Origin of the sequence: Halorubrum sp. GN11_10-6_MGM, from assembly GCF_005435165.1 — an archaeon.
Taxonomy (GTDB): domain Archaea; phylum Halobacteriota; class Halobacteria; order Halobacteriales; family Haloferacaceae; genus Halorubrum.
In genome coordinates this window covers 1-13,815 of record NZ_SGUC01000048.1, presented here as the reverse complement: position 1 = coordinate 13,815, position 13,815 = coordinate 1, and the positions used below count along the sequence as shown (strand labels likewise).

General features: G+C 66.2%; 9 protein-coding genes, 1 tRNA gene and 1 pseudogene. 6 read left to right on the top strand and 5 right to left on the bottom strand.

The window, feature by feature from the left end; genetic code table 11:
- The 4 genes and pseudogenes from EXE46_RS15205 to gltB form a co-directional block, all read left to right on the top strand.
- Positions 1 to 100: pseudogene (locus tag EXE46_RS15205) on the top strand (IS1595 family transposase); the annotation flags it as partial.
- 1,011 nt (positions 101 to 1,111) lie between these two features.
- Positions 1,112 to 2,581 (top strand): hypothetical protein, encoded by a 1,470-nt coding sequence (locus tag EXE46_RS15200; protein ID WP_241981591.1) that lies wholly within the window; start codon positions 1,112 to 1,114, stop codon positions 2,579 to 2,581.
- A 112-nt stretch (positions 2,582 to 2,693) separates the two neighbouring features.
- Complete coding sequence (locus EXE46_RS17265; RefSeq protein ID WP_199234191.1) at positions 2,694 to 2,861, top strand: HEWD family protein; 168 nt, start codon at positions 2,694 to 2,696, stop codon at positions 2,859 to 2,861.
- A gap of 232 nt (positions 2,862 to 3,093) precedes the next feature.
- Positions 3,094 to 7,800: a glutamate synthase large subunit gene (gltB, locus tag EXE46_RS15195; protein ID WP_137689200.1), complete on the top strand. Its 4,707-nt coding sequence runs from the start codon at positions 3,094 to 3,096 to the stop codon at positions 7,798 to 7,800.
- Positions 7,801 to 7,833: 33 nt separating this feature from the next.
- On the opposite strand, the gene EXE46_RS15190 is transcribed toward gltB, so the two are convergent.
- Positions 7,834 to 9,951: an ABC transporter ATP-binding protein gene (locus EXE46_RS15190; RefSeq protein ID WP_137689199.1), complete on the bottom strand. Its 2,118-nt coding sequence runs from the start codon at positions 9,949 to 9,951 to the stop codon at positions 7,834 to 7,836.
- Positions 9,952 to 10,531: 580 nt separating this feature from the next.
- Here EXE46_RS15190 and EXE46_RS15185 point away from each other — a divergent pair.
- Positions 10,532 to 11,116 carry an SRPBCC family protein gene (locus EXE46_RS15185; RefSeq protein WP_137689198.1) on the top strand — a complete coding sequence of 195 codons (585 nt, stop codon included), beginning with the start codon at positions 10,532 to 10,534 and terminating at the stop codon, positions 11,114 to 11,116.
- Positions 11,117 to 11,196: 80 nt separating this feature from the next.
- Positions 11,197 to 11,268 (top strand) — tRNA-Ala (locus EXE46_RS15180).
- 196 nt (positions 11,269 to 11,464) lie between these two features.
- Here the strand turns inward: EXE46_RS15180 and EXE46_RS15175 are convergent.
- The 4 genes from EXE46_RS15175 to EXE46_RS17510 all read right to left on the bottom strand — a co-directional run bounded on the left by EXE46_RS15175 (position 11,465) and on the right by EXE46_RS17510 (position 13,483).
- Positions 11,465 to 11,716, bottom strand: coding sequence for a type II toxin-antitoxin system HicA family toxin (locus EXE46_RS15175; RefSeq protein ID WP_137689197.1), 252 nt, complete (start codon positions 11,714 to 11,716; stop codon positions 11,465 to 11,467).
- A complete protein-coding gene (locus EXE46_RS15170; RefSeq protein WP_137689196.1) occupies positions 11,713 to 11,916 on the bottom strand; it encodes a type II toxin-antitoxin system HicB family antitoxin in 204 nt (67 codons plus the stop codon). Before EXE46_RS15170 ends, EXE46_RS15175 begins: the two co-directional genes overlap by 4 nt.
- Before the next feature lie 108 nt (positions 11,917 to 12,024).
- Entirely contained in the window at positions 12,025 to 12,300 is a 276-nt protein-coding gene (locus tag EXE46_RS15165) for a restriction endonuclease (RefSeq protein ID WP_137689195.1), read from the bottom strand.
- 571 nt (positions 12,301 to 12,871) lie between these two features.
- Positions 12,872 to 13,483, bottom strand: coding sequence for a restriction endonuclease (locus EXE46_RS17510; RefSeq protein ID WP_137689194.1), 612 nt, complete (start codon positions 13,481 to 13,483; stop codon positions 12,872 to 12,874).
- Between the last annotated feature and the right edge of the window lie 332 nt (positions 13,484 to 13,815).

Below are 13,815 nucleotides of genomic sequence, written 5' to 3'. Positions count from 1 at the left end.
TCGCCTCACACAGTATCTCCGAGCGTTCCAACTCAGACGAGAACTCTACCGCAAACCCGGACGAAAAGCGCTCAAACACGCCGTCAAAGCCACTCTCTGAAATCAACAATGTGCTACACAAGAGCGAAATGCTATTTACGCTCTGAATTCAGCAACAGTCAATGTGTCTGTGCCCCCTCGAATTGAGGTTGGTCCTTATTATTTCAGCGGATCACATATCGATTCTGAATCTAATAGTACTCTCCTGTTCGAATTTAATACAAATATCTCAAATTCTCAAGGACTCATAACTACTAAATTTTCTTATGGGAAGTCAACCACCATTCAGCTAGGAAACCACTCTCAGGCATACGATGTGGATGGTGAATTTCTGTATGTTTATCCCCTTGTAGAAGCAGATAATTCCACTCGAAATATCACTCCAGAAATTAGTAGAGTAAACATTGGTGGTATTCTCTCCACCTCAAGTAACACTCCGCTCAAAAACCAATCTCATTCTCCTGTGCGAGTAGAGGATTTAATCTCTAACTCAGGCAAATATCAGATTGATAAAGGTTCTACTATCGCTTTTCGGCTAAAAAGCCAGAGTAAATACAATATCTCAAAACGCAACGGGAGTAGTGCTAGACAACTGATCTCTGCTGATTCGAGCAACATCCACAAAGTCAGTACAGATGGCCTCAGATCCGGATATTACTCCGTGGGTTCTAATTCAGAAAACAAGAATATCACCGTCAAATTGCTCGATCCCTCTATCAATCTTGAAGCGAGTGACACAGTAAATGGATCTCAGATACCGATTCAAATCGGAGGTAGTGGAACTAACCGGACTGCTGCTCTCAGTGCCTCTAAGTCACATACAGGTAGAATATATCATGAACAGGTACTACTAGAAAATCTCACTAATATTAGCAGATCTCTACCCGTTTCTCAACCAGGAACATATACGGTGAAAGTACGTGATCTGAACACAAATGCCACAACCACTCAGGATGTAGATGTTGTAGAAGACAGGCCTGTTTTTGTCCATATTAACAACCGTAATAATTTGTCTAGTGGAAGCGTTCTGAATCTAACTCTTAATTCGACATATGACTACTCTTCAATAGCTTTGACATCACTAAACACCACCACCCTCGAACTGACCACCAGCGAGACGGGCCCGACGCCCGTTACGCTCAACACCTACGCGTCGCCGGACGCTCCGTCGGAGTTCGTCGAGACGGGCACCGGCGTTAGCGTCGACTCGGTCTCGGGAGCTACCGGTCCGCTCTCGCCCGGGACGTACGACGTCACGCTGCGATCGGAGCACGGTACCGAGGTCGCTACCGACACCGCCACGGTCACCGTGGAGCCCCGATCGACGAACAACCTGACCGCGTACACCACGCGCGACGTCTCTCCAGACGGGTTCGACAACGCGACCGCGATCCGAGAGGCGATCGCCGACGGCGCGCTCTCCTCCGGATCGACCGCCACCGCGAACGACACCGTCGTGTACGCCGTGAACGCGACCGGACTGACCGGCCTCCCGGCGACCGCGAACGCGTCGCTGGACCGCGGCGCGGATCTCGACCGCCTCGACGGCCTCTCGTTCGGGGTTGCGCCGACGGACTCGGGCGACGACAACGAGTCCACCGACGGCGACGCGCTCGGACACACGCCGAACGACTCCGCGGTCCACCTCGACCGCGAGGGCCTGTACCTCGTCGTTGACGGGGAGCGCGCGTTCGGCCCCGAGGACCCCGCTCCCGGCGAGACGTTCGAGGCCGCGTTCCGCGTCGACGACGACCGGCTCCGTCGGACCGCGGCCGACGACCGCCACCGCGTGACGACGGAACTGGCCTACGCCGCTCCGGACTCGATCGACGGGAGGACCGAAAGCGAGACCGAGAACGGGTCGATCGAGACGACGGCGGTAGACGACGACTCGACCCGAACTGGAGCGTCCGCCGGCGCCGAAACGACCGACTCGTCCGGGGGTTCGACCCGCGGCGGTGGCTCGACCGGTGGCTCCGGTGGATCCGGCGGCTCCGGCGGATCCGGCGGCCCCGGCTCGGCCGAGTCGGCCGGCGGCGGCAGCGCCACCGGCGCGGGCGGGCCGGGTTCGGTCGGGGGACCGCCCGGTGCGGACGCGGATCGCTCGGGGCCGCGTCCGGGGACCGGAATCTCCATCGCACCCGGCACGTCGGAGATTCCGCCGTCCGCGGGACCGCCGGCGCTCTTCGACACCGGCCGGTCCGAGCGCGGCGCGGAGGGCCCCGCGACCGAAGGATCTCGATCGGTCGACGGGCAGTCCGTCGGCGACGCCGGGGGTGAGAGCGACGACGCGACGGTCGACGATGCGGACGGGTCGACCGACTCGTCCGCGTCGTCCGCGGCGAGCGACCCGTCCGCGCCGAGCGATTCACCTGCGGAGAGCGATCGGTCCGCGGGCGAGGCCGACGCGAGCGACCTCGGGTACGAGGACGCGCCGATCCGCTCGACCGCGTACGACCTCCCGGGCTTCGGGGCCGCCGCGTCGATCGCGGCGGTCGCCGGCGCGTCGCTGCTCGCTCGGCGTCGCGGACGGGGATCGTGACTCGTGCCGGCGCGGTCGCTCCGAGACCCGGTCGCCGGGAAGGTCCTCGCGGGCGGTCGATGAGCGCCCGTCCGCCGGTATCCTTTTGCTCGCCGACGTCGTTCGGGCGCGTATGAGCGTGACCATCACACCGCCGAAGGAGCGCACGTGCGAGCTGTGCGGGCGCGAGGAGCGGTGGGACGATGAGGCCGAGGGGTGGCGGATCGCGGAGAAACCGGGGAACGTCTACTGTATCCACGAGTGGGACATCAACGGTTCGTTCGTCCCGCTCGAAGAGTAACGGCTGATCGAGAGTTCCGACACTCTGGCTGGAATACGCGGGACGTTCCGGGAAGGAATTGCGTACGATTTGTGAAGGTGTGGCCCGAAGTTGCGTATGTTCTGATCGATCTTGCGTGTGACATCTGTTCACCACCCGTGATGAATAATTACCTTATATTCCCTAATGTGTGTACGATGGATCCTACCCCTATCAGGGTCATACCTTTACCTGTTCATTCGTAGGTAGACGTATGACTAAGTCACGTAGTACCACCCGGGGCGTACGCGACGCCGAGTCCTCGGGTCAGGAGGGGGGACTCGCGGCGCCGACGGACGACCGATCCAACTGCGGCATCGGCGGGGTCGTCGACCTCGACGGCGAGCCGACGCACGAGGCCGTCACGGACGCGGTCGAACTGCTCGAAAACCTCGAACACAGGGGAACGACCGGTGCCGAGGAGAACACCGGCGACGGCGCCGGGATCATGGTCGCCCGTCCGGACGAGTTCTTCCGCGAAGTCGTCGACGCCGACCTCCCGGAGGAGTACGCGGTCGGCTCCGTGTTCATGCCCCCGGAACCGAGCGTTCAGGCGGAGATCCACGACGTCATCGCCGAGGTGTGTGCGGTGTACGGGCTGGAGGTGCTCGCGTGGCGCTCCGTCCCCACCGACAACGACGACCTCGGCGCGACGGCGCTCGAATCCGAGCCCGAGGTGTCGCAGGTGTTCGTCGCGCCCGTCGAGGGCGCCGGGCTCGCCCAGCGGTTCACCAGTGAGGGGAACCGACCGGCCGACGCCGACCCGGACCTGCTCGGGTTCGACCGCGCGCTGTACGCCGCCCGCCGCGAGATCGAGAACGCGGTGTCTGAGGTCGACGGCGCCGGGCGCTTCTACGTCTGCTCGCTCGACCGCCAGCGCGTCGTTTACAAGGGGCTGCTGAAAGGGTCACAGCTCGCCGGCTACTACCCGGACCTGACCGACGAGCGGTTCGCGAGCCACGTCGCCCTGGTCCACGCGCGGTTCTCGACGAACACGCTCGGCGCGTGGCACCTCGCGCACCCGTACCGGAACATCGTCCACAACGGCGAGTTCAACACGATCCGCGGGAACGTCAACTGGATGCGGGCCCGCGAGAACGACCTCGAACACCCGGCGTTCGGGGCCGAGCTCGACACGATCAAGCCGGTGATCGACGACCCGAACCAGTCGGACACCGCCAGCGTCGACAACGCGCTCGAACTCCTCCTTCAGACCGACCGGGACCTCCCACACGCGCTCCGGATGCTCATTCCGGAGGCGTTCCGCGACGACGACCTGATGGACGACGACCGCGTCGACTTCTACGACTACCACGCCTCGCTCGTCGAGCCCTGGGACGGCCCCGCCCTCGTCATCGGCTTCGACGGGGAGCGCGTCGCCGGCGTCTTGGACCGTAACGGCCTCCGCCCGTGTCGCTACGAGGTGACGACCGACGACCGCCTCGTCGTCGGCAGCGAGGTGGGCGCGCTCCCGACCGACCCGAGCGAGGTCCGCCGCCGCGGTCGACTCCAGCCCGGTGAGATCTTCGTGGCCGACCCCGAGGCGGGCCGGATCGTGCCCGACGACGAGGTGTTCGAGGAGCTCACCGACGAGAAGTACGGCGAGTGGATCGAGGGCGGGCAGGTCGACCTCGACGCGCTCACCGACGAGGACGACGCCGCGGCCGGCATCAACGCCGGCACCGACGCCGACTCGGTCGCCGGCGAAGAGATCGAGGGAGCGGAGCCGACCGTCCGCGCCCACCAGGCCGCGTTCGGATACACGACCGACTCGCTGAACCACCTCGTCGAGCCGATGGCGAAAGAGGGGAAGGACCCGGTCGGCTCGATGGGCGACGACACGCCGCTGTCCGTGCTGGCAGACGTCGACCGCCCCCTGTTCACCTACTTCAAGCAGCTGTTCGCACAGGTGTCGAACCCGCCGATCGACTACATCCGCGAGGAGCTCGTCACGTCGCTGGAGACGCGCATCGGCAACCAGCGCAACCTGCTCGACGAGACGCCCGAACACGCCGAGCAGATCGTCGCCGATACCCCGATCCTGACCGACGCCGAGACGACGGCGCTGCGAGAGCTCCCCGGGCCGGGCGAGCGGACCCCGGCCGACCGCGACGACGACGCGTCGGACGGCCCCTCGTTCACCTCCGTCACCGTCGACGTCACCTACGACCGCGACGGCTCGCTCGTCGACGCCGTGAGCCGCGTCCGCGAGGACGCCGCGGCCGCCATCGAGGACGGCGCCGACGTGGTCGTCCTCTCGGACCGCGCGGTCGGGCCGGACAGACTCGCGGTTCCGAGCCTGCTCGCGACCGGCGCGGTCCACCACCACCTCGTCCGCAAGGGGCTGCGCAACCGCGCCGGGCTCGTCGTCGAGTCCGGCGAACCGCACGAGGTCCACCATATCGCCACGCTTGTCGGCTACGGCGCGGACGCGATCGACCCGTACCTCGCGTACGCCTCCATCGCCGACGTGGTCGCCGGCCCGGACGGCGCCGACGAGGACGAGGCGCTCGCGGCGTACCGCCACGCGCTGGAGGACGGCCTCCTCAAGACGATGGCGAAGATGGGCATCTCGACGATGGAGTCGTACCAGGGCGCCCAGATCTTCGAGGCGGTCGGGCTCGACTCCGCCTTCGTCGCCGAGTACTTCGAGGGGACCGAGATCCGCACCGAGGGGATCGGGGTCGAGCAGATCGAAGACGACCTCCGGACCCGCCACGCGATGGCGTTCGGGGCCGACCCCGAACTGGAGACCATCGGCGAGTACGAACACCGCTCGTCGGGCGTGAAACACGGCTGGAACCCCCAGACCGTCGGCACGCTCCAGCAGGCCGTCCGCGGCGGCGACTACGAGCAGTATCAGGAGTTCGCGGAGCTGGTGAACGACCAGACCGAGGAGCTCCAGTCGCTTCGCGGCCTCCTGGAGTTCGACTCCGACCGCGACCCCGTTCCGGTCGAACAGGTCGAGTCCGTCGAGTCGATCGTCGAGCGCTTCTCGACGGCTGCGATGAGCCTCGGGAGCATCTCGCCTGAGGCCCACGAGAACAACGCGATCGCGATGAACCGGATCGGCGGGAAGTCGAACACCGGCGAGGGGGGCGAGCCGCCGGAGCGCTTCGACACCGAGAAGGAGTGTACGGTCAAGCAGGTCGCCTCCGGCCGGTTCGGGGTCACCTCCGAGTACCTCGCGAGCGCCGACGAGCTCCAGATCAAGATGGCGCAGGGGTCGAAGCCCGGCGAGGGCGGCCACCTCCCCGGGAAGAAGGTCAACGAGATGATCGCGCACGTCCGGTGTTCCACGCCCGGCGTCGGGCTCATCTCGCCGCCGCCCCAACACGACATCTACTCGATCGAGGACCTCAAGCAGCTCATCTTCGACCTGAAGGCCGCCAGCCCCGAGGCCGACGTCAACGTGAAGCTGGTCTCCGAGGCGGGTATCGGCACCATCGCGGCCGGCGTCGCGAAGGCGAACGCCGACGTCGTCCACGTCTCCGGCCACGACGGCGGGACCGGCGCGTCGCCGAAGACCTCGATCAAGAACGCCGGGCTCCCGTGGGAGCTCGGGCTCGCGGAGGCGAACCAGATGCTGCGCGCCACCGGCCTCCGGGACCGCATCCGCGTGTCGGCCGACGGCGGGCTGCGGACCGGCCGCGACGTCGCGGTCGCGGCCGCGCTGGGCGCCGAGGAGTACGTCTTCGGGACCGCGTCGCTCGTCACCGCGGGCTGCGTGATGGCCCGGCAGTGCCACGAGAACACCTGCCCGGTCGGCGTCGCCACCCAGCGCGAGGACCTCCGCCAGCGCTTCCCGGGCCAGCCCGACCACGTCATCAACTACATGACGTTCATCGCGCAGGAGCTGCGCGAGATCATGGCCGAGCAGGGGTACACCGAGCTGGAGGAGTTCATCGGCCGTCCCGAACTCCTCTCCCAGCGCGACACGGACCACGAGAAGGCGAAACACCTCGACCTCTCTGCGGTCATCGCCGAGCCCGCCGGCGAGTCTCGCACGAAGGCCCGCGAGCAGGCGCACCCCGGCATCGACGACCTGCTCGACTGGGACCTCATCGACGAGGCGGCGCCCGCCATCGAGGACGGCGCGCCGGTCGCGCTCACCCGGGACGTGCGCAACGTCGACCGCGCGGTCGGCGCCACGCTCTCGAACCGCGTCGTCTCCGAACACGGCGGCGAGGGGCTCCCGGACGACACGATCTCCTGCCGGTTCGACGGCGAGGCCGGGCAGAGCTTCGGCGCGTTCCTCGCGCCGGGGATCACGATGGAGCTGTCCGGCGCCGCCAACGACTACGTCGGCAAGGGGCTCTCCGGCGGTCGCATCACGGTCGAGACGCCCGCCGAGGCGGCGTACGACCCGACCGAGAACGTCGTCGTCGGCAACGTCGCGCTGTACGGCGCCACCTCGGGCGAGACCTACGTCAACGGCGTCGCCGGCGAGCGGTTCGGCGTCCGCAACTCGGGAGTGAAAGCGGTCGTCGAGGGCGTCGGCGACCACGGCTGCGAGTACATGACCGGCGGCGTCGTCGCCGTCCTCGGTGACACCGGTCGCAACTTCGCGGCCGGGATGTCCGGCGGGGTCGCGTACGTGTACGACCCCGACGACCGCCTCGACGACCGCGTGAACCGCGGGATGGTGTCGGTCTCCGAGACGCTCGACGACTCCGACGAGCGGATGCTCCGCCGGCTCGTCGAGAACCACCGCGCGTACACCGACAGCGAGCGCGCCGCCGAACTCCTCGACGACTGGGGGGCCGCGCTCGACGACTTCGTCCGCGTCTTCCCCGACGCGTACGCCGAGGTCATCGCGGAGGGCACGGGCGCCGACGTGCGCGAGGAGTTGCCCGCGCCGGCCGCCGCGGTGCCGGACGCCGACGCCGACGCGACCGGCCAGGCGTCGAGCGACGACTGAGCTCGGAAGGGAACGCGGGACGCCGGCGATCTGTCACTCCGGCGTCTCGGAGTCGGCCTCGCTCTCGGCGGTCGCCCGCTCGACGGCGCGGTCGACGTGGCGCTCGCGGGCGCGCTCGACGAACTCCTCGGGCAGCTCGTCTATCTCGCCGGCTTGAACGCCCCAGAGCTTCGCGTAGAGCCCGTCTGCGGCGAGCAGCTCCTCGTGGCTCCCCCGCTCGACGATCTCGCCGTCCTCCAACACGAGCGCGGTGTCGGCGTCGGTCACCGTCGAGAGGCGGTGCGCGATGACGAAGGTGGTCCGGTCGGCAGCGAGGCGGTCGAGGGAGCGCTGGATCAGCATCTCGGTCTCCGTGTCGACCGCGGAGGTCGCCTCGTCGAGGATCAGGATCGCGGGGTCTTGGAGCACGACCCGGGCGATGGCGAGTCGCTGGCGCTGGCCGCCGGAGAGCTTCACGCCGCGCTCGCCGATCCGCGTCTCGTAGCCGTTCGGCAGCGACGAGATGAACTCGTGGGCCTCCGCGGCCTTCGCGGCCTCGATCACGCGCTCGCGGACCGACTCCGCGTCTGGGGTCTCGTCGCTTCCGCCGCCCTCGCCTCCCTCTCCGCCGTCGATCCGCGTGTACCGGCCGTACCGGATGTTCTCGGCGATGGTGCCGTCGAACAGCGTCGTGTCCTGCGCGACGTAGCCGACCGACGAGCGGAGGCTCTCGACGGTGACGTCGCGGACGTCGTGGCCGTCGACGCGGACGGCGCCGTCGGTGACGTCGTACAGCCGGAGGAGGAGCTTGAGCAGCGTCGACTTCCCGGCGCCGGTCGGCCCGACGAGGGCGACGGTGTCGCCCGGGTCGGCGGCGAAGGAGACGCCGCTGAGGACCGCTTCGTCGGCGTCCTCGGGATCGACCAGCGCGTTCTCTGGGTACGCGAAGGAGACGTCGTCGTACTCGACGGCGCCGGCGACGCCGACGCGGTCCCTCCGGTCGGCGTCGCCCTCGGAGGCGCCGCCGTCGGCGGCCGCGCCGCCCGGGCCGTCGTCCGACCCGCCGCCGAGCTCGACCGCGTCGTCGGCGTCCTCGATGCGGACGGGGATGTCCCGCAGCCCGAAGACGCGCTCGCAGGACGCCTTGGCGTTCTCGTACTGGTCGATGATGTTCGACACCTCGGCGAGCGGGGCGACGAACTGCTGCGTGAGGAGGACGAAGGTGACGAACGTGCCGACGGTGAGTTCGGTCGTGAACGGGCCCGGCGGGCCGTTCGCGAGCCAGTACCCGCCGACCGCGAAGGTGGCGGCGAACGCCAGCCCGGCGAGCAGCTCCATACCGGGGCGGTAGACGTAGTTGAGCCGGAGGATCGCCATGGTGCGCTCGAAGTACGAGAAGGAGGCGTCCTCGACGCGCTCGCTCTCGTGGGCCTCCGTGTTGGAGGTCTTCACCAGCTCGACGCCCGACAGGGCGTTTTCGAGGGCGGTGTTGAGGTCGCCGACGACCGAGCGCTGCGCGACGTACCGCGGCTCGACGGCCCGCATGAACCACAGCGTGAAGAGGAACATCAGCGGGACCGCGGCGAGCGTGACGACCGCGAGCTCGTAGTTGTAGTAGACCAGCACGCCCGCGATGCCCACGAGCATCACGCCGAGGCGCGCGGAGTTCTGGAGCGCGTTGTCGAGGAACACCTCCAGGTTCGAGGCGTCGTTGTTGAGGACGGACATGACCTCGCCGGTCTGTTTGTCGTCGAAGAAGGTCATGTCGAGCCGCTGCATCCGGTCGAAGGAGTCGGTGCGCACCGCGTGCATCACGCGGTGGGCGAAGTTGTTCGCGGCGATGCCGTAGACGTACGTGAACACGCCCGTCACGATGAACGACCCGAAGATGAGCAGCACCGAGAGGCGAAACTGCGCGCCCGCCGCGGTCGGGAGCCACGCGTCGGGAACGAGCGGGAGCGTGTACGGGCCGGTGCCGGTGAAGACGGCGTCGATGGCGACGCCGAGGACGACCGGCGGGATCAGCCCCGCGACGCGGGCGATCACGTTGGCGACCATCCCGATCACGAGCCAGTGGGCCTCGGCGGTCCCGTACTCGCGGAACAGCCGGCCGAGGGGACGGTCGACCCGGTCGCGGTACACTTCGAAGGCGTTGCGGTCGTCGGCGGCCATGGGCGTACGAGCGCTGGGCCGCCCATGTATCCGACGGCTTCGGCGGCCCGTTCCGGGTTCTAACGAGTTCGGCTCTTGGCCCGCCGATCTCGTATAAAGAGCTGATCGGATGCGGCGGCGCGTACCGACGAGCGGCCGACGGCCGCGAGTCGCAAGCGCGAGGGAGCCGGGCGCGTCCTCGGGCTCCCTTCGGTCGCCCTCGTCGCGCCCGACGAGGCTGGGGAGGTGTGAGGTGCCGTGCGGTTGCGGTGTGGGGCGGGAACAGAAGGGGCAGTCGCGAGGGCGAAGCACGACGACGCAAGCACTGGAAAGAGCGAACGAAGTGAGCGACTGAAGCGCGCAGCGAGTCGCGCGAGTCCTCGCGACTGGGGCTTCGTGGGTGTCCGTGTCGATCGGGAGTTTATAAACAGAAGTCACACCGTACAGCTTCGCGGCCGGGGCTTTGGCGGTGTTCGCCGACAATCTGCCAGCAACTCTCGATAATCGTCATACCTCGGTGCTCGAAGCGGCGACCGATTCGTCTCAGCGAGAGCGATCTGGTCGCCGGACTGTTTAATAAGCGCCACTCGAACCCTCGTACGTGGACGAACTCGTCGTGAGCACGGAGGTGTACGCCGACCCCGAGGAGGTGTACGCGTTCCTGCTCGATTTTCCGCGGTACGCGAACTACTCCGAGTACCTCCGGGAGGTCCGGACCGTCACCGGCGACGGCGGCCCCGGCACCCAGTACGCGCTCACGTTCGCGTGGTGGAAGATATCCTACACCGCCCGCTCGGAGGTGACCGGCGTCGACCCGCCCGAGCGCATCGACTGGAAGATCACGAAGGATATCGACGCCGGCGGCTGCTGGCGGGTGACGCCGCCCGGGGCTGACGGCGACCCCGAGGATGACGACCCCGACGGCGACGACCCCGACGGGGACGCCGCCGAGCGAACCGACGACGCCCCCTGCGAGGTCGCGCTCGAAGTCGAGTTCGACCCGGGTTCGGCGAGTTCGGACGCGCTCGACCTCCCGCGGCTGGTCTCGTTCGACTGGGTGTTGAAGAAGGCGATCCCGCTGATCAGAGACGAGGCCGAGCGCGTCGTCGAGCGCGCCGTCCGCGACTTGGAGGGGTCGAGCCGCGACGTCGACCTCGACGTGTCCGTCGACTCCGACCGGATCTGAGCGCGGGCGGGTCGCCCCCCCGCCGGTCCGTGATTCGAAGCCCTTAAGATATTCACCGCGGAACAAACGAATGCGTTCGCGGGCTCGTAGATCAGTGGTAGATCATCCCCCTGGCACGGGGAAGGCCCGGGGTTCAAATCCCCGCGAGTCCATTCCTTCGGTCACTTCGTTCCCTCAGTCATTCCCTCGCGTGGTCCCACTCGCTCACTGCGTTCGCTCGCGGGACCCCCGCGAGTCCATTCAGGTTCCTCCGGCCGCCTCATCTCCTCGCTCTCTTGTGGCGCAGCGGTCGACAAGGTCGCCGATATCGGCGGTGAACGGCTTGGAAGGAACTCGCGTGTGACCGCGTCAGCGATGCTCGTCGATCCAGCGACACCACGCGTCGAAGTCCGCTGCGCCGCACTGGTCCGCGATCGATTGGAGCGTTCCGATCTTCACCCGATCGTGTAGCGGGACGGTGACGGTTCGGACCTCGCCGGTGTCGGGGTTCGTGTACTTCAGAATCGCGTGGCTTCCGCGCTGTCGGTCTTTGTGGTAATTGAAAGAAGTGAGGACAGTGACTATCTCTCGCCCGGAGAAGTTTCGCGGCGGACCGCTCATTCCTCGAACCAGGGAGCGTCCGGCTCTGGCGCGTCCGTGTCTGCCTCGCGGGCTTCCTTCGTCAGTTCGACCGCCTCGTCGAGGTTCGAAAGCGCCTTCTCGCGCGTCTCGCCTTGGCTGGCGACGTTCAGCTCTTGATCGATCGCCGACCATCCCCCCTCGTCCTCCTCGATCAGTCGGATCTCCCGGCCAGTACTCATGGGTGATGGTAGTCGTCACCGTGGAATAAGCGTTCTGTCGCTCCGAGACTACGCCGAAGGACGGTCGGTCCGCGAACGGTTCGATCGCGTTCAGTCGGGTCCGATTCGCTACTCCGCGACCGCCTCCTCCACGATCGCGATCTCCTCGTCGGTCAGGTCGTAGAGGTCGTAGACGATCTCGTCGATGAGCCGATCCGTCTCCTCGATCTTCGCGTCGAGTTCGTCGGCGCGTTCCTTCGTCTCGACGTAGCGCCGGAGGTCGTTGGCGGTATCGTCGGGGTCGGGCAGCGTGATCGCCTTCAGGCGGTCGACGAGCGAGTTCGTCTTGGTGGCGTTCGCGCGGAAGCCCGCTGTCTCGTCGTCGACCGCGACCGAGACGAGCACGGCCCCGCGCTCGGAACCCTATCTGTGCGGTTCTCTTTACCCCGTATTCACGTGCGCTGATATTCGGTTGCCACAACTACCGTAGTTTGAACTACGATAGTCTGAGCTACGCTATATGTGCGTTTTATATACTGGTGGTTCAAAGGCGGAGACATGCCTGCGTTCGTGAATTGAGAACGAGAACTCGACAGGCTCCACGAATTATACGACAGTGACTCTGCGGAGTTGAGCGTCGTCTACGGACGAAGCAATGAGCGCAAGTTATCACGGTGGCGCGCCGGTGAGCGGTCGCCGCAGGCGACCGCGAACCGCCCGCGAGGGAGTCGGCCGACCGCAGGGAGGCCGACGAGGCTGGGGAGGCGTGAGGTGCGGTGCTGTGCGGTGGGGGTGGGACTCAAAGGGGCAGTCGCGAGGACGAAGCACGGCGCAGTAAGCACCGCAGCGAGCAACGCGAGCGAGGAGCGCAACAAGCCGCGCGAGTCGTCGCGACTGGGGCTTTGGAGGAGTTTACCGCGGCTACGCCGGCCACGTATGAAAATCGCGACCTCGCTTCGCTCGGTCGCGTCGACGGCTATTCTGCGACCGCCTCCTCGACGATCGCGATCTCCTCGTCGGTCAGGTCGTAGAGGTCGTAGACGATCTCGTCGATGAGCCGATCCGTCTCTTCGATCTTCGCGTCGAGTTCGTCGGCGCGCGCTTTCGTCTCGACGTAGCGCCGGAGGTCGTCGGCCACGTCGTCGGGGTCGGGCAGCGTGATCGTTTTCAGGCGGTCGACGAGCGAGTTCGTCTTGGTGGCGTTCTCGCGGAAGCCCGCGATCTCGTCGTCGACGGCGACGGGGACGAACGCCGCGACGAGGGCGGCCTCGCGCTCCGAGCAGTCGACGAGCGTGAACGCCTCGACGAACTCGGTCTCGGTGTAGCCGTACGTGTCGGTCTCGTGGGCGTCCTCGTCCTCCGGCTTGTACCGCGCCGTCGCCGAGACCGTGACGCTCGTCCCGTCGCGCTCGGCGCGCACGTCGCCGACGCGGAGCTTCTCGTACTCCTCGGTCGTCGCGTCGAGCACGGTCGACTCGCTCGGCTGGAAGAGCCCGACGTCGGGGAGCTTCGGACCGTCCTCGTAGTTGCCGAGGTACTGTCTCAAATCTAGTGAGAGCTGTTCCCGAGCCTCTCGATAATCAAACATCTTGTCGACTTTATCCACAACCTCTTGAGAGATGTCTTCTATTGGGAGCCCAATTGGTGCGATATAATCCTTTGTGTACCGATAATAGCCACCTCGGAGGACGTTACTTGTCCGAGTGATGTAGTACCAGATCAGCGTAGAATTGAGTATCCCGACTACGAAGTTCGGAGGAATATCTTCGGGGAGATCCGGGCTATAAACCATATTCAGTACCTCACAAAGCATCCTCGACTAGCTGTTTCTGAAGCCTGAGTTTTGTATCGAAGCGGTTGTACTGACGGTCTCGACGGGAGAATCACGGACCGATCGACGGGGAGTTGTCGCTGTCGGCG